General features: G+C 68.1%; 24 protein-coding genes and 1 other RNA gene. 22 read left to right on the top strand and 3 right to left on the bottom strand.

The window, feature by feature from the left end; genetic code table 11:
- Positions 1-58: 58 nt before the first annotated feature.
- Together gap and tkt are read right to left on the bottom strand one after the other, a co-directional pair.
- Entirely contained in the window at positions 59-1,066 is a 1,008-nt protein-coding gene (gap, locus tag DPR14_RS09775; protein ID WP_158044963.1) for a type I glyceraldehyde-3-phosphate dehydrogenase, read from the bottom strand.
- A 45-nt stretch (positions 1,067-1,111) separates the two neighbouring features.
- Positions 1,112-3,127: a transketolase gene (gene tkt / locus DPR14_RS09780; protein WP_158044964.1), complete on the bottom strand. Its 2,016-nt coding sequence runs from the start codon at positions 3,125-3,127 to the stop codon at positions 1,112-1,114.
- 265 nt (positions 3,128-3,392) lie between these two features.
- Here tkt and DPR14_RS09785 point away from each other — a divergent pair, with 265 nt between their 5' ends.
- From DPR14_RS09785 to DPR14_RS09840, 12 genes are all read left to right on the top strand, one after another.
- A complete protein-coding gene (locus tag DPR14_RS09785) occupies positions 3,393-3,617 on the top strand; it encodes a hypothetical protein (RefSeq protein ID WP_158044965.1) in 225 nt (74 codons plus the stop codon).
- Positions 3,618-3,623: 6 nt separating this feature from the next.
- Positions 3,624-3,977 (top strand): cell division protein ZapA, encoded by a 354-nt coding sequence (locus DPR14_RS09790; RefSeq protein ID WP_158044966.1) that lies wholly within the window; start codon positions 3,624-3,626, stop codon positions 3,975-3,977.
- Between the two features lie 13 nt (positions 3,978-3,990).
- Positions 3,991-4,151, top strand: a non-coding RNA gene (gene ssrS / locus DPR14_RS09795) — 6S RNA.
- Positions 4,152-4,172: 21 nt separating this feature from the next.
- Entirely contained in the window at positions 4,173-4,766 is a 594-nt protein-coding gene (locus tag DPR14_RS09800) for a 5-formyltetrahydrofolate cyclo-ligase (protein ID WP_158044967.1), read from the top strand.
- Positions 4,767-4,789: 23 nt separating this feature from the next.
- Positions 4,790-5,608 carry a TIGR00282 family metallophosphoesterase gene (locus DPR14_RS09805; protein WP_158044968.1) on the top strand — a complete coding sequence of 273 codons (819 nt, stop codon included), beginning with the start codon at positions 4,790-4,792 and terminating at the stop codon, positions 5,606-5,608.
- A gap of 343 nt (positions 5,609-5,951) precedes the next feature.
- A complete protein-coding gene (locus DPR14_RS09810) occupies positions 5,952-6,701 on the top strand; it encodes a YebC/PmpR family DNA-binding transcriptional regulator (protein WP_158044969.1) in 750 nt (249 codons plus the stop codon).
- Positions 6,701-7,243: a crossover junction endodeoxyribonuclease RuvC gene (gene ruvC / locus DPR14_RS09815; RefSeq protein WP_158044970.1), complete on the top strand. Its 543-nt coding sequence runs from the start codon at positions 6,701-6,703 to the stop codon at positions 7,241-7,243. Before DPR14_RS09810 ends, ruvC begins: the two co-directional genes overlap by 1 nt.
- Positions 7,240-7,851, top strand: a complete 612-nt coding sequence (gene ruvA / locus DPR14_RS09820; RefSeq protein ID WP_158044971.1) for a Holliday junction branch migration protein RuvA — start codon at positions 7,240-7,242, stop codon at positions 7,849-7,851. The genes ruvC and ruvA overlap by 4 nt, the downstream gene beginning before the upstream one ends.
- Positions 7,852-7,895: 44 nt before the next feature.
- Positions 7,896-8,924 carry a Holliday junction branch migration DNA helicase RuvB gene (gene ruvB / locus DPR14_RS09825; RefSeq protein WP_425501039.1) on the top strand — a complete coding sequence of 343 codons (1,029 nt, stop codon included), beginning with the start codon at positions 7,896-7,898 and terminating at the stop codon, positions 8,922-8,924.
- Positions 8,917-9,393, top strand: coding sequence for a tol-pal system-associated acyl-CoA thioesterase (gene ybgC, locus DPR14_RS09830; protein WP_246149102.1), 477 nt, complete (start codon positions 8,917-8,919; stop codon positions 9,391-9,393). Before ruvB ends, ybgC begins: the two co-directional genes overlap by 8 nt.
- Before the next feature lie 18 nt (positions 9,394-9,411).
- Positions 9,412-10,131 (top strand): protein TolQ, encoded by a 720-nt coding sequence (gene tolQ, locus DPR14_RS09835; protein ID WP_158044972.1) that lies wholly within the window; start codon positions 9,412-9,414, stop codon positions 10,129-10,131.
- Positions 10,132-10,134: 3 nt separating this feature from the next.
- Positions 10,135-10,587 (top strand): ExbD/TolR family protein, encoded by a 453-nt coding sequence (locus tag DPR14_RS09840; protein WP_158044973.1) that lies wholly within the window; start codon positions 10,135-10,137, stop codon positions 10,585-10,587.
- On the opposite strand, the gene DPR14_RS28150 is transcribed toward DPR14_RS09840, so the two are convergent.
- Positions 10,584-10,889, bottom strand: coding sequence for a hypothetical protein (locus tag DPR14_RS28150; RefSeq protein ID WP_246149104.1), 306 nt, complete (start codon positions 10,887-10,889; stop codon positions 10,584-10,586). The two genes, DPR14_RS09840 and DPR14_RS28150, sit on opposite strands and share 4 nt — an antisense overlap.
- Before the next feature lie 162 nt (positions 10,890-11,051).
- Here DPR14_RS28150 and DPR14_RS28155 point away from each other — a divergent pair, with 162 nt between their 5' ends.
- The 10 genes from DPR14_RS28155 (at position 11,052) to thiD (ending at position 21,867) form a co-directional block, all read left to right on the top strand.
- On the top strand, positions 11,052-11,747 hold the full coding sequence (locus tag DPR14_RS28155) for an energy transducer TonB (RefSeq protein ID WP_246149109.1): 696 nt from the start codon (positions 11,052-11,054) through the stop codon (positions 11,745-11,747).
- A gap of 120 nt (positions 11,748-11,867) precedes the next feature.
- Entirely contained in the window at positions 11,868-13,220 is a 1,353-nt protein-coding gene (gene tolB / locus DPR14_RS09850; protein ID WP_158044974.1) for a Tol-Pal system beta propeller repeat protein TolB, read from the top strand.
- Positions 13,221-13,383: 163 nt separating this feature from the next.
- A complete protein-coding gene (gene pal / locus DPR14_RS09855; protein WP_158044975.1) occupies positions 13,384-13,878 on the top strand; it encodes a peptidoglycan-associated lipoprotein Pal in 495 nt (164 codons plus the stop codon).
- Between the two features lie 279 nt (positions 13,879-14,157).
- Positions 14,158-15,090, top strand: coding sequence for a tol-pal system protein YbgF (ybgF, locus tag DPR14_RS09860; RefSeq protein WP_246149112.1), 933 nt, complete (start codon positions 14,158-14,160; stop codon positions 15,088-15,090).
- Positions 15,091-15,097: 7 nt separating this feature from the next.
- Positions 15,098-16,147, top strand: a complete 1,050-nt coding sequence (tilS, locus tag DPR14_RS09865) for a tRNA lysidine(34) synthetase TilS (RefSeq protein ID WP_158044976.1) — start codon at positions 15,098-15,100, stop codon at positions 16,145-16,147.
- Positions 16,144-16,407 (top strand): hypothetical protein, encoded by a 264-nt coding sequence (locus tag DPR14_RS09870; protein WP_158044977.1) that lies wholly within the window; start codon positions 16,144-16,146, stop codon positions 16,405-16,407. Before tilS ends, DPR14_RS09870 begins: the two co-directional genes overlap by 4 nt.
- A gap of 117 nt (positions 16,408-16,524) precedes the next feature.
- Complete coding sequence (gene ftsH / locus DPR14_RS09875; protein ID WP_158044978.1) at positions 16,525-18,459, top strand: ATP-dependent zinc metalloprotease FtsH; 1,935 nt, start codon at positions 16,525-16,527, stop codon at positions 18,457-18,459.
- Positions 18,460-18,495: 36 nt separating this feature from the next.
- A complete protein-coding gene (folP, locus tag DPR14_RS09880; protein WP_158048075.1) occupies positions 18,496-19,635 on the top strand; it encodes a dihydropteroate synthase in 1,140 nt (379 codons plus the stop codon).
- A 61-nt stretch (positions 19,636-19,696) separates the two neighbouring features.
- Positions 19,697-21,070: a phosphoglucosamine mutase gene (gene glmM / locus DPR14_RS09885; protein WP_192499388.1), complete on the top strand. Its 1,374-nt coding sequence runs from the start codon at positions 19,697-19,699 to the stop codon at positions 21,068-21,070.
- Entirely contained in the window at positions 21,067-21,867 is an 801-nt protein-coding gene (gene thiD / locus DPR14_RS09890; protein WP_158044979.1) for a bifunctional hydroxymethylpyrimidine kinase/phosphomethylpyrimidine kinase, read from the top strand. Before glmM ends, thiD begins: the two co-directional genes overlap by 4 nt.
- The last annotated feature ends 6 nt before the right edge of the window (positions 21,868-21,873 follow it).

Below are 21,873 nucleotides of genomic sequence, written 5' to 3' on the forward strand. Positions count from 1 at the left end.
GGGCATCGGCCGATGCCCCCGGGCACTTTCAGTCACGTCAGGACTTCGGACAGGCTGCTCAGCCGGCCTTGGACATGGCGACCGCGGTGTCGGCCATGCGGTTGGAGAAGCCCCATTCGTTGTCGTACCAGGTCAGGATGCGGACGAAGTTGCCGTCGATGACCTTGACCTCCTTCAGGGCGAAGATCGAGGAGTGCGGGTCGTGGTTGAAGTCGGTCGACACCAGCTCCTCGTCATAGGCGCCCAGGATGCCCTTGAGCTGGCCGGCCGCGGCGTCGGAGATGGCCTTCTGGATCTCCTCCGGGCTGGTCGCCCGCTTGGCGATGAACTTGAAGTCCACGACCGAGACGTTGGGGGTCGGCACGCGGATGGCGGTGCCGTCCAGCTTGCCCTTCAGCTCCGGCAGCACCTTGCCGACGGCCTTGGCGGCGCCGGTCGAGGTCGGGATCATGTTCAGCGCGGCGGCGCGGGCGCGGTGCAGGTCCTTGTGCATCGTGTCGACGATGCGCTGATCGCCCGTGTAGCTGTGGATCGTGGTCATGAAGCCCTTCTCGATGCCGACCAGATTGTTCAGCACGAAGGCGACCGGGGCGAGGCAGTTGGTCGTGCACGAGGCGTTCGACACGATCTTGTGCTCGGCCGTCAGCTTGTCGTGGTTGACGCCGTAGACGACCGTCAGGTCCTCGTCCGTCGCCGGGGCGGAGATCAGCACCTTCTTGGCGCCGGCGGTCAGGTGCTTGGCGGCGTCGTCGCGCTTGGTGAAGATGCCCGAGCATTCCAGCGCGATCTCGACGCCCATGTCGCCCCAGGGGAGCTGGGTCGGATCGCGCACCTGGACGACCTTGATCTCGTGGCCGTTGACGACCAGCACGCCCTCGCGGGCCTCCACGGTGCCCGGGAACCGGCCGTGGACGCTGTCGTACTTCAGCAGGTGCGCATTGGTATGAACGTCGGCGAGGTCGTTGATCGCGACGACTTCGACGTCGGTGCGGCCGGATTCGTAAATCGCGCGCAGCACCAGACGGCCGATACGCCCGAACCCGTTGATCGCAACCTTAACAGCCATCGATTCCTCCTATCCCAATACGTTCGCGGGCTTTGAAGCGCCCGTTTACAACTTGGCCTTGGCGGCCGTCACCACGGCATCGGCGGTAATGCCGAAATGCTTGTAGAGATCCTGGTAGGGCGCCGATTCGCCGAAGCTCTTCATGCCGACGAAGGTCCCCTTGCGGCCGATATAGCGGTCCCAGCCCTGGCGGACCTGGGCCTCGACGGCGATGCGCACAGTGTTCTCGCCGATCACCTCGTCCTGGTAGGCCTCGTCCTGCTCCTCGAACAGCTCCATGCTGGGCATGGAGACCACGGCGGTGCCGATTCCGTCGGCCTGCAGCGTCGCGCGGGCCTGCAGGGCGATCTCGACTTCCGACCCGGTGGCGAAGACCGTGACCTTCCGCTCGCCATCGGCCGGGGCCAGGATATAGGCGCCCCTGGCGGACAGGTTCTCGGTCGTGTGCTCGGTCCGGACCGTCGGCAGGTTCTGGCGGGTCAGCGCCATCAGCGACGGGCGATGGACGCTCTTCATGGCGATCGCCCAGCATTCCGCCGTCTCGACCGCGTCGGCCGGGCGGAAGACCAGCAGGTTCGGAATGGTGCGCAGGGCGGGAACGTGCTCGACCGGCTGGTGGGTCGGGCCGTCCTCGCCCAGGCCGATGCTGTCATGGGTCATGATGAAGATCGTGCGGGACTTCATCAGGGCGGCGAGGCGGATCGCCGGGCGGCAATAGTCGCTGAAGGTCAGGAAGGTGCCGCCGTAGGGAATGATGCCGCCGTGCAGCGCCATGCCGTTCATCGCCGCCGCCATGCCGTGCTCGCGCACGCCGAAATGGACGTAGCGGCCGTGGAAGTCGCCGCGCTGGACGGCGCCGGTGTTCTTGACGCGGGTGTTGTTGCTGGGCGTCAGGTCGGCGGAGCCGCCGATCAGCTCGGGCACCGCGGGGACCAGGACGTCGAGAACGTTGCCGGAGGCGACGCGGGTCGCCAGCTTCGGCCGCTCGGCCGAGACCTTGCTCTTGAAGCCGTCGATCACGGCGTCGAAATCGGCGGGCAGCTCGCCGGAGACGGCGTGCCCGAAGCTCTTGCGCAGGCTGTCGTCGGAGCCGTCCAGGCGGGCCTGCCAGTTCTCCCGCTCGGCCACGCCGCGCTGGCCGAAGCCGCGCCAGACCTGGGTGATCTCTTCCGGGACGATGAAGTGCTCGTGGGTCCAGGCCAGCTTCTCGCGCGCGGCCTTGATCTCGTCGGCGCCCAGCGGCGAGCCGTGGCAATGGTGGGTGCCGCCCTTGGTCGGGGCGCCGTAGCCGATGATGGTCTTGCACGCGATCAGCGACGGCGCGTCGGTGGTGCGGGCGTACTCGATCGCCGTGGTGATCTGCTGGGGATTGTGGCCGTCGATCTCGCGCACGTCCCAGCCATAGGCGCGGAAGCGGTTCAGCGTGTCGTCGGTGAAGCTGAGGCTGGTCGGGCCGTCGATCGAGATCTGGTTGTCGTCCCACAGGACGATCAGCTTGGACAGGCCCAGGTGGCCGGCGAAGGACGCCGCCTCGTGGCTGATGCCTTCCATCAGGTCGCCGTCGCTGGCGATCACGTAGGTGTAGTGGTCGACCAGGTCGTCGCCGAACCGCGCGTTCAGGATTCGCTCGGCCAGCGCCATGCCGACCGCGGTGGAGATGCCCTGGCCGAGCGGGCCGGTGGTCGTCTCGATCCCGCCGGACTGGAGCACTTCCGGGTGGCCGGGGGTCTTGCTGTGGAGTTGGCGGAAGCGCTTCAGCTCGTCGATCGTCATCTCCTCGTAGCCGGTGAGATGAAGCAGGCTGTACAGCAGCATCGAGCCATGGCCGGCCGACAGCACGAAGCGGTCGCGGTCGGGCCATTGCGGCGTCTTGGGATCGAACTTGAGGAACTTGCCGAAAAGCACCGTCGCCACGTCGGCCATGCCCATCGGCATGCCGGGATGGCCGGATTTCGCGGCCTCGACCGCGTCCATGGCGAGTACGCGAATCGCATTGGCCAGCTGCTCGTGCGGAACGCCGGCAGGGCTTGCGGGGGTCGCGGAGGTGGGCGGCGTCGGCATGGTGACGGTTATCCTGGCTAGGTTCTGAACGCGCCGTATCCGGTCGGCCCCGCCGGTCGGGAGGGGCGGCAACCGGGGTGTGCGCGGCGTTGCGACATGGCTTCGAGATTCTGAAACGCGGGCACCATGCCGCCGCCGGTTGCCCACGTCAACACGCGAGATGCCTGGATGTGGCGTCTGCGAACCGAGGTTGACGGCGGCGCGGGCGCGCCTCTAAGGTCGGGGCCGACTGGTTTCACTTCTGCGCAGGATCGGCTTCGCCCCGATGGACCGACTTAAAGCCGCTTTGGAAAGCCTCGACATGGCGATCGACCAGCTCGACGCGGTCCTGGACCGACGGGATGCCCGTCACGTCGCCGAGCGCGACGAACTGGCGCGCGCCCTCGCCGCCGCCAAGGCGGCCGAGGCGGAGGCCAAGGGCGTGGCGGACACCGTCTCGGCGCGCCTGGACACGGCGATAGACCGGCTGCAGACCGTTTTGGAGGATTAGGAGCGGATGCCGCGTGTCGACGTTACGCTGAACGGGCGCAGTTATCTGATCGGCTGCGAGGAGGGGCAGGAAGCCCGCCTGCGCCAGCTCGCCAACTATCTGGACGGGCAGCTGCGCGCCATCGCCGGCCGCGCGCCGACGGCCGGGGAAGCTCAGGCCCTGGCCATGGGCGCCCTGCTGGTGACCGACCAGCTGTTCGACCTGAAGGCCGAGTACGACGCCCTGGCCGCCGGTGCCCGCGACGCCGCCTCCGGAGAGACGAACGGAATCTCTCCGGCCGACGAGGACGTGATGGTCGCCGCGGTCGATCATCTGGCAAAACGCATCGGGGATATTGCAGCCAAGCTCGATCGTGCCTAGGTTAAGGATCGGAAGGTTGCTGCGCGGTTCGTCAGGCTGCTTTATCCCTGGGGCCGATAACCTATTACTCTCGGGAGCTGTCCCTGCCGGAACCGTGGTTTCGGTACATGGCACCCACCTGCTTAGGCAGGCCGCAGAGGATAGCAATCACGCCAACGGCCAAGCGGCTCCTTCCACTTCCCTTTATCCGCTGCGATGACAGACCCCGCCGATCTCCGGGAGCACAAGAACGCGGCGCGGGCGTCGGCCAAGCTCCGGCGCGCCGAAGCCTTTGCCTGCGCCGGCATCGGATCCGCCGAGGCCGTGAGCGGCCGGGTGGCCGACCTGCTGGCCGGAATGTCCAAGCCTGCCGTGGTCGCCGGCTACTGGCCCATCGGCAGCGAGCTTGACGTCAGGCCGGCCCTGTCCCATCTCGACCTGAACGGTTTCACCTGCGCCTTGCCGGTCGTGGCGGCGCGTGGCGAACCGTTGCTGTTCCGCCGCTGGACGCCGCAGACCCCGATGGAGCGAAGCGGCCTCGGCATCCTGGCGCCGGCCGCCGGGGAACCGGAGGTCGAGCCGGACGTGCTGCTGGTGCCCTTGCTGTCGTTCGACCGGGCAGGGTTCAGGCTGGGCTACGGCGCGGGTTTCTACGACCGTACGTTGGAGCGGCTGCGGCTGATCAAGCCGGTGACGGCGATCGGGATCGGATTTTCGGCACAGGAGGTCGAGGCCGTGCCCCGCGACCGGCATGACCAGCCGCTGGACTGGATCGTGACGGAGACATCGGCGCTCCGCATTTCAGAATAGTTTCAGAATAGATAGAAGGCGACATGAGACTCTTGTTCCTGGGCGACGTGGTCGGACGCAGCGGCCGCGAGGCGGCGCTGAAGCATATTCCCGAGCTGCGCGCCGCGCTGAAAGTCGATTTCCTGGTGCTGAACGGCGAGAACGCCGCCGGCGGCTTCGGGATCAACGACAAGATCGCCCGGGAGTTCTTCGAGGCCGGCGTCGACTGCATCACCACCGGCAACCATGTCTGGGACCAGAAGGAACTGGTCGGGTCGATCGACCGCGAGCCGCGCATCCTGCGCCCGCTGAACTATCCCGACGGCACGCCGGGCCGGGGAGCCTCGATCTTCCAGCTCCAGGGCGGGCGCAAGGTGCTGGTCATGAACGTCATGGCGCGGCTGTTCATGGACGCGCTGGACGACCCCTTCGCCGCGGTCGAGAAGGTGGTCCGCCAGCACAGGCTGGGCGGCGGCATCACCGCCGCGGTACTGGACTTCCATGGCGAGGCGACCAGCGAGAAGATGGCGATGGGCCACTATCTGGACGGCCGCGTCTCCCTGGTGGTCGGCACCCATTCCCACATCCCGACCGCCGACCTCCAGATCCTCAACGGCGGGACGGCCTTCCAGTCCGACGCCGGCATGTGCGGCGACTACGACAGCGTGATCGGGATGAAGAAGGAGGTCTCGGTCGCCCGCTTCGTCCGCAAGCTGCCGACGGAGAAGATGACTCCCGCCGAGAGCGAGGCCACCGTCTGCGGCGTCTTCGTGGAGACCGACGACCGTACGGGGCTGGCCCTGCGGGCGGAAGCGGTAAGGGTCGGGCCGAGGCTGGCGAACCACCTGCCGGTGGTCGAGTAGAAGCGGCGGGGAGACACTCTTGCACGAGATTATGAGAATGTGTGACCAGCAACTGCATGTCGGCTGCCGCTTCGCTCTGGCCGACCTACGGCCTAAATCATATACCCTCCCGAATCCGGCCTGAACGGGTCACCCTTCGGACCGAACGGGTTAGCGGCGCCTCAATATCGCCTCATTGGATAATCAATCTGCGACTCGTGACCGGCGCTGGCTTGGCTGGCGCCGGCTTGCCGCCCCCGCTGCCGTTCTGTCGCGTGCGGCCCTGCGCCGGGTGTGGTAGACAGCTGCCATAATCATCCCTATCGACACTCAGAAAAGCCTCTCGAAGGGCAGGTTCAAGCGCATGGCAGGTCATTCACAGTTCAAGAACATCATGCACCGCAAGGGCGCGCAGGACGTCAAGCGCGCCAAGATGTTCAACAAGCTCGCCCGGGAAATCAGCGTCGCGGCCAAGTCGGGGCTGCCGGATCCCGCCGCCAACCCGCGGCTGCGCGCCGCGATCATCGCGGCCCGGACGCAGAACATGCCGAAGGACCGGATCGACAGGGCGATCAAGAGCGGCAGCCCGGGCGGCGACGACGCCAACTACGAAGAGGTCCGGTACGAGGGCTACGGTCCCGGCGGCATCGCGCTGATCGTCGAGGCGCTGACCGACAACCGCAACCGGACCGCCGCCGAGGTTCGCTCGGCCTTCACCAAGCATGGCGGGTCGCTGGGCGAGACCGGGTCGGTCGCCTTCATGTTCAGCCGAATCGGCCTGATCGTGTACCCCGCAAAGGCCGCCGAGGCCGAGGCCATGTTCGAGGCGGCGCTGGAGGCCGGGGCCGAGAACGTGGAATCGACCGACGACCTCCACGAGGTCACGACCTCGATGGAGGACCTGTCCGGCGTGCGTGACGCGCTGGAGGAGAAGTTCGGGCCGGCGGAGAGCGCCGCGCTGACCTGGAAGCCGGTCAACACGGTGGCGCCCGACGAGGATACCGCCGCCAGCCTGCTGAAGCTGATCGATGTGCTGGACGACAGCGACGACGTCCAGAGCGTGTCGGGCAACTTCGACATCCCCAACGAGCTGCTGGAGCGGCTGACCGCCTGATGGGAGCACCGGGACCGTTCAGGCTGGTCGGGCTCGATCCCGGCCTGCGGCATACCGGCTGGGGCATCATCGATGTCTGCGGCAACCGGATGACCCATGTCGCCAACGGCGCCATCCATTCCGACGGCGACCTCAGCCTGGCCGAGCGGCTGGTGCAGCTCCATGACGGTCTCAGCGCCGTGATCGAGCGCTGGAAGCCCGACGAGGCGGCGGTCGAGGAGACTTTCGTCAACAAGAACCCGGCCTCCACCCTGAAGCTGGGCATGGCGCGCGGCGTCGTGCTTCTGGTCCCGGCCAAGGCGGGGCTGCCGGTCGCGGAATATCCGACGAACCTCGTCAAGAAATCGGTGGTCGGCGCCGGGCATGCGGACAAGAACCAGGTGCAGGTGATGGTCGGGATGATCCTTCCGGGCGTCGAGATGAAGTCGGCCGACGCCGCCGACGCGCTGGCCGTGGCGATCTGCCATGCCCACCACGCGGCGACGCGCAACGTGATCGCGGGCGCCCTGGCGTTCCCGGGAGTGCGGGGAGGGCGCGCATGATCGCCAAGCTGTCCGGCCTGCTCGACAGCGTCGGCACCGACCACTGCATCGTCGATTGCGGCGGCGTCGGATACCTCGTCTACTGCTCGGCGCGCACGCTGCGGCGGGTCGGCGACACCGGGACGGCCGTGTCTCTCCGCACCGAGATGCAGGTGCGCGAGGACGCCATAACCCTTTTCGGCTTCATCGACGCGGCGGAGCGCGACTGGTTCCGCCGCCTGACGACCGTCCAGGGCGTGGGATCGCGGGTGGCGCTAGCACTGCTGTCCGTGCTGGAGCCGGACAAGCTGGGGCAGGCGATCGCGGCGCAGGACCGCACCGCGCTGGCCCAGGCCGACGGCGTCGGACCCAAGCTGGCGAACCGCCTGATCAGCGAGCTGAAGGACAAGGTCGCCGACCTGCAGTTCGGCGCCGGCCCGGCGGCAACCGCGTCCGGCGGCGCGCCGGCCGGGGCGGGGGTCACCGGCGACGCGGTCTCGGCGCTGGTCAATCTTGGCTACCGGCGGGCCGAAGCCTTCGCGGCGGTGGCCCACGCCGCCCAGAAGGCCGGCCCCGACGCGAAGGTCGAACAGTTGATCATGATGGGACTGAAGGAGCTTAGCGCGTGATGGCGGCAGCCGAGCAGCAGGATCGCATGGTGCAGCCCGAGCCGATGCAGGGGGAGGCCAAGGGAGATCAGGCGGAAAGCACGATCCGGCCGCTGTCCCTGGCGGAGTTCGTCGGGCAGCGCCAAGTGCGCGAGAACCTGTCGATCTTCATCCAGGCGGCCCGCGGCCGGAGCGAGGCGCTGGACCACGTCCTGTTCTTCGGACCGCCGGGCCTGGGCAAGACCACGCTGGCCCAGATCGTCAGCCGCGAGCTGGGCGTGGGGTTCCGGTCCACCTCCGGCCCGGTGATCGCCCGGGCGGGGGACCTGGCGGCGCTGCTGACCAACCTTCAGCCGCACGACGTGCTGTTCATCGACGAGATCCACCGGCTGTCGCCCGCGGTCGAGGAGATCCTCTATCCGGCAATGGAGGATTTCCAGCTCGACCTGATCATTGGCGAGGGGCCGGCGGCGCGGTCGATCAAGATCGACCTGCCGCCCTTCACGCTGATCGGCGCCACCACCCGGTCGGGCCTGATCACCCGGCCGCTGCGCGAGCGCTTCGGCATTCCCCTGCGGCTTCAGTTCTACGAGCCGGACGAGCTGGAGCTGATCGTCAGCCGGGCCGCCCGCGTGCTGGGCCTGGACCTGACCCCGGACGGCGCCTCGGAGATCGCGCTGAGGTCCCGCGGCACGCCGCGGGTGGCCGGGCGCCTGCTGCGACGGGTGCGGGACTTCGCGGCGGTCGCGGGTGATGGTGCCGTCGATGCCGCCGCCGCCGACGCGGCGCTGAACCGGCTGGAGGTCGACCGGCTGGGCCTGGACGGGATGGACCGGCGCTATCTCGGCTGCATCGCCGGCAACTATGCCGGCGGCCCCGTGGGCGTGGAGACGCTGGCCGCCGCCCTGGGCGAGCAGCGCGACGTGCTGGAGGAGGTGGTCGAACCCTACCTGATCCAGCAGGGAATGCTCCAGCGGACCCCGCGCGGCCGCATGCTGACCGACGGCGGCTTCCGGTACCTGGGCCTCAGCGTACCGCAGATCCCGGCGCGCCAGCTCGACCTACTTGTGCCGGAGGGCGATCCCGATGAATGACCGTCTCGGCGGAGGAATGGACGGCGCGGTCCACCGCCTGCCTGTCCGCGTCTATTACGAGGATACGGACGCCGGCGGCCTCGTGTTCCACGCCAACTACCTGCGCTACGCCGAGCGCGGACGCACCGAGATGCTGCGGGCGCTGGGGAGCCGGCATGCGGAGATCGCGGGCGACACGGGTGTGGCGTTTGCGGTACGCAGGTGCGAGATCGACTTCCGGGCCCCGGCGCGGCTCGACGACCTGCTTGAAGTCGAGACGCGGATCGTCGATATCCGCGGCGCCTCCATGGAGTTCGAGCAGACCGTCTTCATGGCCGGCGGGCCGGAGCGCCGGCTCCTTGTTCGTATTTTGTTAACCGTGTTCTGCATCAATCCGCAGGGCCGGCCCGTCCGGCTGCCGGAGCCGGTGCGGGTCACGCTGGACGCGCTTCGGACCCGCGGCGAGACCGATCAAGGCCCAAACAGCTGAAAGGCGAGACCGACTACCATGGATCCTTCTGTCATCACTTCCGGCGCGGCGGCGGCGTCTCACGACCTCTCCGTCTGGGGGCTGTTCATGGCCGCCGACGTGGTGGTCAAAGCCGTCATGCTCATGCTGTTCGCCGCGTCGGTCTGGTGCTGGGCGATCATCTTCGAGAAGATCGTCAAGCTGCGCCGGCTCAATGCGCAGGCCGCCGATTTCGAGGAGAGCTTCTGGTCCGGCGGATCGCTCGAGAAGCTTTACGAGGACGTGGGCAAGCAGCCCGGCGACCCCATGGCCGCGACCTTCGCCGCCGGCATGCGCGAGTGGCGCCACGCCAGCGAGCGCTCGCTGAACGTGTCGGGCATCAAGGCCGGGCTGCAGCAGCGGGTCGAGCGGGTGATGTCCGTGACGATCGGCCGCGAGATGGCCCGGGCCGAGCGCTACATGTCGTTCCTGGCGACGGTCGGCTCCACGGCGCCCTTCATCGGCCTGTTCGGCACGGTCTGGGGCATCATGAACAGCTTCACCTCGATCGCGGCCTCCAACAACACCAGCCTGGCGGTCGTGGCGCCGGGCATCGCCGAAGCGCTGTTCGCCACGGCGCTCGGCCTGGTCGCCGCCATCCCCGCGGTGGTCGCCTACAACAAATTTTCGACAGATTTGGGGCGTTACGCTGAGCGCCTGGAGGCGTTCTCCAGCGAGTTCAGCTCCATCCTCTCGCGCTATCTGGAAGAACGGGCCTGATCCATGGGAGCCCAGCTCGCCGGGAAATCCGAGGGTCGCGGCCGACGCCGCGCCTACAAGCAGCTCGCGGAGATCAACGTGACGCCGTTCGTCGACGTCATGCTCGTGCTGCTGATCGTCTTCATGGTCTCGGCGCCGCTGATGACCGTCGGCGTGCCGGTCGACCTACCCAAGACGGCGGCGCCGGCGCTGCCGACCGACAGCAAGCCGCTGTTCATCACGGTGGACACCCAGAACCGCATCTATGTCCAGGAGACCGCCGTCGAACTGGACAACCTCGTCCCGCTGCTGCGCGCGATCACCGAGAACAATCCGGAAGCCCGGGTCCTGGTGCGCGGCGACAACAGGATCGCCTACGGCACCATGCTCCAGGTGATGGGCACGATCAGCGCCGGCGGCTTCACCAAGGTCGGACTGGTCGCCGAGCTGCCGCAACCCAAAGCCGCGGCGCGCTAGATCATGCGCAATGGCATCATCTTTTCGGTGGTGGTCCACGTGGCGGTCATCGCGATCGCCGTGATGGGTCTGCCAATGATGCAGAAGCCTATCGAGATCCCGGAGTCCATTCCGATCGACATCGTCGATGTCGGCGAACTGACCAACACCCGCATCGACGATTCGCCTCCGGCGCCGCCGCGGCCGCCCCAGGCGAAGCCCGAGCCGGCGCCCCAGCCGCCCCAGCCGCCCCAGCAGCAGCTTGCCCAGGCGGCCCCGCCGGAACCTGTCCCGGTGCCGCCGCGTCCGCCCGAACCACCCAAGGTCGCGGAACCGCCGCCGGCTCCGCGCGAGCCGGCGCCGCCCCAGCGGCAGCCCGAACCTCCGCCGCCACCCCGGCCGGCCCGCCTCCTCCGGCTCCCGCCCCGCCCCCTCCCAAGGCGCCGGAGCCCGAACCCGCGCCGAAGCCGGAGCCGGCGCCCAAGGTGGAGCCGAAGAAGCCCGAGCCGCCGAAGCCGGAACCTCCGAAACCCGAGCCCCCCAGGCCCGATCCGCCCAAGCAGGAACCGAAGAAACCGGAACCGCCGAAGCCGGAGCCTCCCAAGGAGGTCAAGAAGCCCGAGCCTCCCAAGCAGGAGGCGAAGAAGCCTGAGCCCGCCAAGCCCGAGGCGCCGAAGAAGGCCGAGCCGGAGAAGAAGCAGCCCGATGCCAAGCAGGATTTCGCGAGCGTCCTGAAGAACCTTCAGAACCTCAAGCCGGAGCCGTCGAACGCCCCGGCCCAGCCGCAGCGCCAGCAGCCGGCACCGTCCCCGTCGGCCCAGTCGCAGCAGCCGGCCGCCAGCAACGCGCCGAAGCTCTCGGACCGCCTGACGGCGAGCCAGGAGGACGCGGTGCGGCGGACGGTGGAAGCCTGCTGGAACGTCGATCCCGGTCTCATGGGGATCAACGAGATCACGGTCGAGATCCGCCTGGAGATCGGCCGGGACGGGCAGGTCATGCGGGCGGAGGTCGTGGACAAGGCACGGATGGCGCGCGACCGCGCGTTCCGTACCGTCGCCGAATCGGCGCAACGCGCCGTGATGAACCCGCGATGCCGCACGCTGCCGCTTCCGCCCGACGGTTACGACTTCTGGAAGAACGCCGTCTTCGTCTTCAGCCCGCGCGACATGCTCCGGGGATAGCGGACCTTTGGGTACCTTGATTATGCCACGATCAAGGTGCCCATTCGGTGCATCCGCAGAGTGCTCCAGGGGACGCCCGTTCCCGCAAGAACAACGATCATAGTAAGGCATGATCCGATCATGATTGCATTCCCATACCATCTGGTCCTGCTTGCCCGCCGCCTGATGCTGGCCGTCCTGGTCATCACGCTGGCCGGAGCCGCGGGTGCCCGGGCCGAGTTGCGCCTCGACATCACGCGCGGCAAGGTCGAGCCGATGCCGATCGCGATCTCGACCTTCCATGGCCAAGCCGGTTCCGAAGTCCAGGTCGGCCGAGACATCGCCCAGGTGGTGTCGGCCAACCTGGAGCGGTCCGGCCTGTTCCGGCCGATCGATCCCAGGGCGCTCATCCAGGATCCGGCCTCCCTGCACAGCCAGCCGCGATTCGCCGACCTCAAGGTCATCAATGCCCAGGCGCTGGTCAGCGGCACGGTCCAGGGCCAGCCGGACGGCCGGCTGCGGGTCGAGTTCCGCCTGTGGGACGTGCTCGCCGAACAGCAGATGACCGGCCTGGCCTATTTCACCGTGCCGGAGAACTGGCGCCGGGTCGCCCACATCATCTCCGACGCGATCTACAAGCGCATCACCGGCGAGGAGGGCTATTTCGATACCCGCATCGTCTACATCTCGGAGACGGGGCCGGCCGACAGGCGTATCAAGCGGCTGGCGATCATGGACCAGGACGGCGAGAACCACCGGTTCCTGACCGACGGCAGGACGCTGGTGCTGACCCCGCGCTTCTCCCCCAGTGCGCCAGAAATCACCTACCTGTCCTATTTCAACAACAAGCCGCGGGTCTACCTCTTCAACATCGACACCGGCCGCCAGGAAGTCCTGGGCGATTTCCCCGGCATGACGTTCGCGCCGCGTTTCTCGCCGGACGGCAACAAGGTGATCATGAGCCTGGCCACCTCGGGCAACTCCGACATCTATTCGATGGATCTGAGGACACGCCGGGTCGACCAGCTGACCAGCAGCCCGGCGATCGACACCTCGCCGTCCTACTCGCCCGACGGCCAGCGGATCGTCTTCGAGTCGGACCGCGGGGGCACCCAGCAGCTCTACGTCATGGACGCGAACGGCGGAAATCCGCAGCGGATCACCTTCGGGCAGGGCCGCTATGCGAGCCCGGTATGGTCGCCGCGCGGAGACCTGATCGCCTTCACCAAGATCGCCAACGGGCGGTTCCATATCGGGGTGATTCGGCCCGACGGCACCGGTGAACGGCTGCTGAACGAGGCTTTTCACGTCGAAGGGCCGACCTGGGCCCCGAATGGACGTGTTCTGATGTTTTTCCGCGAACGTCCGAGCGGTGAGGGAAATCGCAGCAGGACTGCGCGTTTGTACAGCGTCGACTTGACCGGCTTCAATGAACGCGAGGTTGTCACACCCCTCGACGCTTCCGATCCCGCTTGGTCGCCCTTGATTCCTTAGCGGTAACCATTTATTTTCGCGCTGCACGATCGACGCTAAGGTTAGACATTCGGGAGATCGGAAACTTTCGGTGGACTGGGTTCGATGGACTGGGCGTAGATTAGCGTCGGCCCGTTCGCTCTTCCGTGTTTAGTATCGTGTGTCGCTGTAGGGGGTTTTTCAGATGCGTTTGAAGGTTCTGAGCCTGTTGGCTGCGGTTGTGCTGGTCGCCGGGTGCGAATCCACTCCGCAAGATGCCGGCTCGGCCGGTGCCGGCGGTGGGGCTACCGCCGGTGCGGCTCCGGTCCGGACTGGTCCGGCTCCGGGCACCCAGGAGGACCTGGTCGTCAATGTCGGCGACCGTGTGTTCTTCGGTTATGACAAGTTCGACCTGACTCCGGAGGCCCGGGCAACCCTGGACCGTCAGGCCGCTTGGCTGAACCAGTATCCGCGCGTCACCGTGACCGTCGAAGGTCACGCCGACGAGCGCGGCACCCGCGAGTACAACATCGCGTTGGGCGAGCGTCGCGCCAACTCGGTGAGGAACTACTTGCTGGCGCGTGGCGTCGATGCCAACCGCATCGTCACCACCAGCTACGGCAAGGAGCGTCCGGCCGTCCTCGGTTCCAACGAGGCCGCCTGGGCGCAGAACCGCCGCGGCGTGACCACCGTCAACTAATCGGACGGCGGGTCGCGACAGCAGCGGATGCAAACCCGCTGATGAATGGGGCGCCACACCAAGCGGTTCCTGAACGGGCCGCCCGGTGTGGCGCCTTATTTTTGCCTTCCGTTTCAGGTATCGCGCAGAAAACCGCCCGGCACGCGGGACGGAGCATCGCCCTCACCGGCAGGCAGTGAAGCAGGCATTATCGACGCAGCGGCAGGGACGGCCGGGTCCGATCTGGTTCGGGGAACAACGATGGCGGTAGAGGCAATGGTTCGAGCGACAGGTAAACGGTTGACTGAAGGGTGCGGCGGAGCGGCGCTGCTCGCCGGCGCCGGGCCGGCCGGTTTCATGCTGACGGGCCTTCTGCTGACGGGGCTGATGCTGTGGTCCGGGCCGGCGGCGGCACAGGCCGACATCAACCTCCAGAACCGGCTGAACCGGCTGGAGAACGAGATCCAGACGCTCAACAGGCAGGTCTATCGCGGCGGCACTCCGCCCGCCGGCTCCTCGGCACCGGGCGGCGCGGGCGTCCCGCCCAGCCTGGCGGCGGATTTCGAGATCCGGCTGTCGCGCCTGGAAAGCGAATTGCAGACCCTGACCGGCAAGTACGAGGAGGCCACGTTCGGCATCACCCAGGCGCGGGAGCGGCTGGACAAGCTGGCGTCCGACCTGGAGTACCGGCTGAGCGAGATCGAGAGCAAGCTGAGCGCCGAGCCGGCCGAGGCGCAGGCGGCAGCGCCGGCGGCTAGGTCGCAGACCCAGGCTGCCGCCGCACCGGCGAAGCCGGCCCCCCAGCAATCCCAGCAGCAGGTGACCGCCGCGGCGCGCCTGCCTTCCGGTTCCGCGCAGGATCAGTACAATTACGCCTTCGGCCTGCTCCGCGCCGCCGACTACGCCAACGCGGAGGCGGCCCTGGGGCAGTTCGTCAAGAACCATCCCGACAGCCCGCTGACCGGCAACGCCCAGTACTGGCTGGCCGAGACCTACTACGTCCGGGGCAAGTACAGCGATGCCGCCGTGGCTTTTGCCGAGGGCTACCAGAAGTACCCGAAGGGCTCCAAGGCGGCCGACAACCTTCTGAAGCTGGGCATGTCGCTGGGGCAGTTGAACCAGAAGAAGGAAGCTTGCGTCACCTTCCAGCAGCTCAACGCGGAGTTCCCCGACGCTCCCGCGACGATCAAGCGTCGGGCCGACCAGGAACGGGGCCGTCTGAACTGCTCGTGAACGCGGGATGACCCATGACGTCTCCGGCGAGTTCCCCGGCCTGATGGACCGCCTGGGGCCGTTCGAGCCTCGGCCCCGAGTCGCGGTCGGGGTTTCCGGAGGACCGGACAGTCTGGCGCTCTGCCTCCTGCTGAAGGCATGGGCGGACCGGTCCGGCGGGTCCCTCCTGGCCCTGACGGTGGATCATGGCCTGCGGCATAATGCCGCAGAAGAGGCCGTCCAGGTCGGTTCCTGGCTCGCGGCCCGCGGCATCGCCCATGACGTGCTCCGGTGGGAAGGGAGCAAGCCGGCCTCCGGCATCCAGGCTGCCGCGCGCGATGCCCGCCAACGGCTCCTCGCGGACCGTTGCCGCTCGGAAGGCATTCTTCACCTGGTCCTGGCGCACCATCTGGAGGACCAGGCCGAAACCACCCTGCTGCGCTTCGCCAAGGGGAGCGGTCCCGACGGCCTCGCCGGGATGTCGCCGCTGCGGGAGACCGGGGCCGTGCGGATCCTGCGCCCGCTGCTCGGAATGCCGCGGGCGCGCCTCAAGGCGGTCCTGGAAGCGGCGGGCCAGCCCTGGGTCGAGGACCCTTCCAACCGGTCCGCCGCCTTTGCGCGGGTGCGGCTTCGCGCCATGGCCGATACCCTCGCGGGGAGGGCTGGACGCCGGCCCATGCCGCGGACACGGCCCGCCGCGCCGGGCGGTCCCGCTCGGCGCTGGAAGTCGCGACCGCGAAGCTGCTCGCACGGGCGGCCGAGGTGTGGCCGGAGGGATGCGTCCTGCTGCGCCCCGAGCTGGTCCGGGCGGCCCCCGACGATCTGGCGCTGCGCGCCCTGGGCCGCTGCCTCGCTTCGGTTGGAGGCGCCCGGTACCAACCCCGCGGCGAGGCGGTCGAACGGTTCCACCGGTCCTTTTCGGACGGTGCTCCGCCGCGCGGGGCGACCTTGGGCGGATGCCGGATCATGCCGCGCCGGGACGGCAGGCTCCTGGTCGCGCGGGAGCCGCGGGCCGCGGTCGAGCGCATCGCCGTCCGCGGCGGAACGACCCTTCGCTGGGACGGACGGTTCCTGGTGACGGTGCCGTTCGGGCCGGGCGGAGTCATCGCTCCCCTCGGCGCCCGTGCCGGAGCGCTGCCGAAGCACCTGGGAAGACTTCCGGCGGTTGTGCGGGAGACCTTGCCCGTCCTGCTGCGCGAGGATGGCGCCGAGGACTTTCCCCGTTTCGATTTCGCGAACCAATTCAACACCGAGGAAGAAACGGGGACGGGCATGGCGATCAGGGCTGTATTCGCCCCTCCGGAACCTGTGAGCGCATCCGCATTCGTAGTTGTTTAAAACCGGGGCTGCATTATCTAATCTGATGGACTTCCCATGTATCGGGATCAAGTGTCGAGGGCTGGCGCCCGGCGTGCATCGAAAGGCGCCGAGGTTGTCCGACGAAAGGCGTGAACCGTGAACAATTTCGGTAAAAACCTGGCTCTCTGGATCATTATCGGGCTGCTTCTGGTGGCCCTGTTCAATCTGTTCCAGAGTTCCTCTACCCGTAGTCCGCAGGCAAGCGTGCCGTTCAGCGACTTCCTGAACGAGGTCGAACGGGGCCAGGTCGCGGATGTGACGATCAAGGGCAACCAGATCAGCGGCCACTTCAGCGACGGCCGCTCGTTCAGCACCTATTCCCCGCCCGATGCCAATGTGGTCGATCGTCTGGCCGATCGGGGCGTCCGGATCAGCGCCATGCCCGACGACAGCAACGTGCCGTCGCTGTTCAGCGTGCTGCTGTCCTGGTTCCCGATGCTGCTTCTGATCGGCGTATGGATCTTCTTCATGCGCCAGATGCAGTCCGGGGGCGGCAAGGCCATGGGTTTCGGCAAGAGCCGGGCGCGCCTGCTGACCGAGAAGGTCGGCCGGGTGACGTTCGACGACGTCGCCGGCATCGACGAGGCCAAGCAGGAGCTGGAGGAGATCGTCGAGTTCCTGAAGGACCCGCAGAAGTTCCAGCGCCTGGGCGGCAAGATCCCCAAGGGCGTTCTGCTGGTCGGTCCTCCGGGTACCGGCAAGACCCTGACGGCGCGTGCCGTCGCGGGTGAGGCCAACGTGCCCTTCTTCACCATCTCCGGTTCTGACTTCGTCGAGATGTTCGTCGGCGTCGGCGCCAGCCGCGTCCGCGACATGTTCGAGCAGGGCAAGAAGAACGCTCCCTGCATCATCTTCATCGACGAGATCGACGCGGTCGGCCGCCATCGCGGCGCCGGCCTGGGCGGCGGCAACGACGAACGCGAGCAGACCCTCAACCAGCTCCTGGTCGAGATGGACGGCTTCGAGGCGAACGAGGGCGTCATCCTGATCGCCGCGACCAACCGCCCCGACGTGCTCGACCCGGCGCTGCTGCGTCCCGGCCGCTTCGACCGTCAGGTCGTCGTGCCGAACCCCGACGTGCTGGGCCGCGAGAAGATCCTGAAGGTCCACATGCGCAAGGTTCCGCTGGCGCCCGACGTGGATGCCCGGATCATCGCCCGCGGCACCCCCGGCTTCTCCGGCGCCGACCTTGCCAACCTGGTCAACGAGGCGGCCCTGCTGGCGGCCCGTGCCGGCAAGCGCGTGGTCGGCATGGCGGAGTTCGAGAACGCCAAGGACAAGGTCATGATGGGCGCCGAGCGCCGCTCGATGGTCATGACCGAGGACGAGAAGAAGCTGACCGCCTACCACGAAGGCGGCCATGCCATCGTCGCGATCCACATGAAGGACAGCGATCCGGTCCACAAGGCCACCATCATCCCCCGCGGCCGCGCGCTCGGCATGGTGATGCGCCTGCCGGAAGGCGACCGGATCTCCCTGAGCCGCGCCAAGCTCGAGGCGGACCTCGCGGTAGCCATGGGCGGCCGCGTCGCCGAGGAGTTGATCTTCGGCATCGACCGCGTGACCACGGGCGCCTCGTCCGACATCAAGATGGCGACCGACATCTCCCGCCGGATGGTCACCGAGTGGGGCATGAGCGAGAAGCTGGGGCCGTTGCTGTATGGCGAGCCGAGCCAGGAGGTCTTCCTGGGCCACTCGGTCACCCAGCACAAGAACATGTCCGACGCGACCGCGGCCGAGGTCGATGCGGAGGTTCGCCGGATCGTCGACACCGCCTACTCGACGGCGCGGCGCATCCTCACCGACAACCTCGACCAGCTCCACACGCTGGGCAAGGGCCTGCTCGAGTACGAGACCCTGTCGGGCGAGGAGATCAATGCCCTGTTGCGGGGCGAGCCGATCGTCCGCACCGACAAGCAGGACACGCCGCCGCCTCCGAAGCAGCCCACTCCGGGACGCCGGGCGTCGGTCCCGACCAGCGGCAGCAAGGACGCCGGCGGACTTGAGCCGGAACCCCAGCCGGGCACGTAAGGCCGGGGACGCAAAGGGCGATATTTGGTGGACATGATGGCTCCCATGGGAATGGAGCCGGCAACGAGCCCCGGGTCACTCCGGGGCTTTTGCTTGTCGGCGGAACGGTCTGGCGCTTCCGTGTACCTGCGGCCGCTGGGCATCCTCGGGCACGAGGCGGCGGGCAGGGCGGTGGAAGCCGGCACGGCGCTCCCCCTGGCGGGAGGGCCGCTGGCCTTCGGCACGGTCGAGGTGATCGCCAGGGCGGACGGGGCAGGGACTGGCGGCATCGAGCGCGCGATCGGCCCTATCGGCGAACTGGCCGGCCTGGCTCCCGCCGCGGACCTGCTGGATGCCCTGTCCCGGCCCCGCGCCCCGTTCGCCGGGCTGGTGTTCGACCGGCCCGCCGTCATGGGCATCGTCAACGTCACTCCCGACAGTTTCAGCGATGGCGGCGACTTCCTGGACCATGACCGCGCCGTCGCGCAGGGAACGGCGCTTCTGGAAGCCGGGGCCGACATCCTGGACGTGGGCGGCGAGTCGACGAGGCCGGGGGCCGACCCGGTTCCCGTGGAAGAGGAGGTCCGGCGGGTCGTGCCGGTCATCCGGCACTTCGCGGAGCGGGGGGCAATCGTGTCGATCGACACCCGCCACGCCTCCGTCATGGCGGCGGCGCTGGAGGCGGGAGCCGCGATCATCAACGACGTCACGGCCCTGACCGGCGATCCCGGCAGCCTCGACGTCGCGGCCGGGGCGGGAGCGCCCGTCGTCCTGATGCATATGCGCGGCGAGCCCCGGACCATGCAGCAGGCGCCGGAGTATGCGGACGCGCCGACGGACGTTTACGCCTATCTCGCCGAGCGGGTCGCCGCCTGCCTCGAAGCCGGGATGTCCGCCGGCAATCTCTGCGTCGATCCGGGCATCGGCTTCGGCAAGACCGTCGAGCACAATCTGCAGATCCTGCGCCACACCGCGCTGTTCCACGGCCTGGGCGTGCCGCTGCTGATCGGTCTGTCCCGCAAGCGCTTCATCGCGTCGCTCAGCCGGGGCGAGGCACCGAAGGAGCGGCTGGCCGGCTCGCTGGCCGGGGCGCTGGCCGGCTTCGACCAGGGGGCGCAGATCCTCCGCGTCCACGACGTCGCGGAGACCTGCCAGGCCCGTGCGCTCTGGGCGGGTCTGCACCTTCGGCGGATTTGAAGCCCAAGGCTTGGCTATCGCCAGGTTTTTCGGTTAAGAACGGCATGACTGTTCGAGAGGAATGATGACCCGTAAACTGTTCGGCACCGATGGCATCCGCGGTACGGCCAACATAGAGCCGATGACCGCCGAAACCGCCCTCAAGGTCGCCATGGCGACGGCGGTCCAGTTCCATCGCGGCGATCACCGGCATCTGGCGGTGATCGGCAAGGACACCCGCCTGTCCGGTTACATGCTGGAGCCGGCGCTGACCGCGGGGCTGATCGCCATGGGCATGGACGTCGTGCTGGTCGGGCCGATGCCCACGCCGGCGGTCGCGATGCTGACCCGGAGCCTGCGCGCCGATCTCGGCATCATGATCTCGGCATCCCACAATCCGTTCCAGGACAACGGCATCAAGCTGTTCGGCCCCGACGGCTACAAGCTTTCCGACGAGGTCGAGGCGGAGATCGAGAGCCGCCTGGCCGATCCCCTGGGCTCGTCGCTGGTCAAGCCGGCGGCGCTGGGCCGGGCGAGCCGCCTGGAGGACGCCAGCGGCCGATACATCGAGTTCGTCAAGAACACCTTCCCGCGCGGGCTTCGGCTGGACGGGCTCAAGATCGTGGTCGATTGCGCCAACGGCGCGGCCTACAAGGTCGCGCCCAAGGTCCTGTGGGAGCTCGGGGCGGAGGTCGTCTCGGTCGGCGTCAAGCCGGACGGCATCAACATCAACCGCCAGTGCGGGGCCATCGAGCCCCAGATGCTCCAGAGCGAGGTGGTCGCCAACGGCGCGGACCTCGGCATCGCGCTGGACGGCGACGCGGATCGGCTGATCCTGGTGGACGAGAAGGGCCGTCAGATCGACGGCGACCAGGTGATGGGTCTGGTCGGGCGGTCGTGGTGCGAGTCCGGCAAGCTGAAGGGCAACGGCGTGGTCGCCACCGTGATGTCCAACCTGGGCCTGGAGCGATCCCTGAAGGGGCTCGGGCTCGACCTCGTGCGGACACCGGTCGGCGACCGCTACGTCGTCGAGCACATGCGCGAGCACGGCTTCAATGTCGGCGGCGAACAGTCGGGCCACATCGTGCTGAGCGACTACGGCACCACCGGCGACGGGCTGATCGCCGCGCTCCAGGTCCTGGCCGTGATCCAGGAAAGCGGCCGGCGCGTCAGCGACGTCTGCCGGGTGTTCGAGCCGGTGCCCCAGCTTCTGAAGAACGTCCGGTTCGAGGGCGGCGCGGCACCGCTGGAAGACGGGCAGGTCAAGGCGGCGATCCGGGACGGGGAGGCGCGGCTGAGCGGCTCCGGCCGGCTGCTGATCCGCAAGTCCGGGACCGAGCCGGTTATTCGCGTAATGGCCGAAGGCGACGATGAAGCCTTGGTTAATGCCGTCGTGGGGGATATCGTTCAGCGGATCCAGGAAGCGGCGGTGCGGCAACAGGAAGCGGCTGAATGAGGGGAAGGGTCTTGATCGTCGCCGGCTCCGACAGCGGAGGCGGCGCCGGTATCCAGGGCGACATCAAGACGGTGACGGCGCTGACCGGCTATGCCGCGACCGCCATCACCGCGCTGACGGCGCAGAACACCCTGGGCGTGTTCGGCATCCATCCGGTGCCGGTGGAGTTCATCGCCCAGCAGATGCGGCTGGTCCTGGAGGATATCGGGGCCGACGCGATCAAGACCGGCATGCTCCATAGCGGGGAGGTGATCGACACGGTCGCCGACGTGCTGGACGAGCTCGGCGGCGACATCCCGCTGGTGGTCGATCCGGTGATGGTCGCCAAGGGCGGGGCCATGCTGCTCGATCCGGACGCCAGCCACGCGCTTCAACGCCGGTTGCTGCCCCGTGCCGACGTGATCACGCCCAACATCCCGGAAGCCCAGGTGCTGAGCGGCCTGGAGATCCTGGACCTGGACGACATGCGCCACGCGGCCAACCTGATGCTCAGCTACGGTCCCAAGGCCGTGCTCCTGAAGGGCGGCCACATGGAGGGCGAGACGGTCACCGACCTGCTGGTGACCAACGACGGTGAGGAGGTCTTCACCTCGCGCCGGATCGACACCCGCCATACCCACGGCACCGGCTGCACGCTGGCATCCGCGATCGCGACCGGCCTCGCCCAGCGGCTGACCCTGCCGGAGGCGGTGACCCGCGCCCGGAACTATGTGGACCAGGCGATCCGTCAGGCCCCGGGGTATGGCGGCGGCCACGGCCCGCTGAACCATGCCTGGACGGTCGCGGACGGGTTCTGACAAGGC

The sequence above is a fragment of the Skermanella pratensis genome (assembly GCF_008843145.1).
Lineage (GTDB): Bacteria > Pseudomonadota > Alphaproteobacteria > Azospirillales > Azospirillaceae > Skermanella > Skermanella pratensis.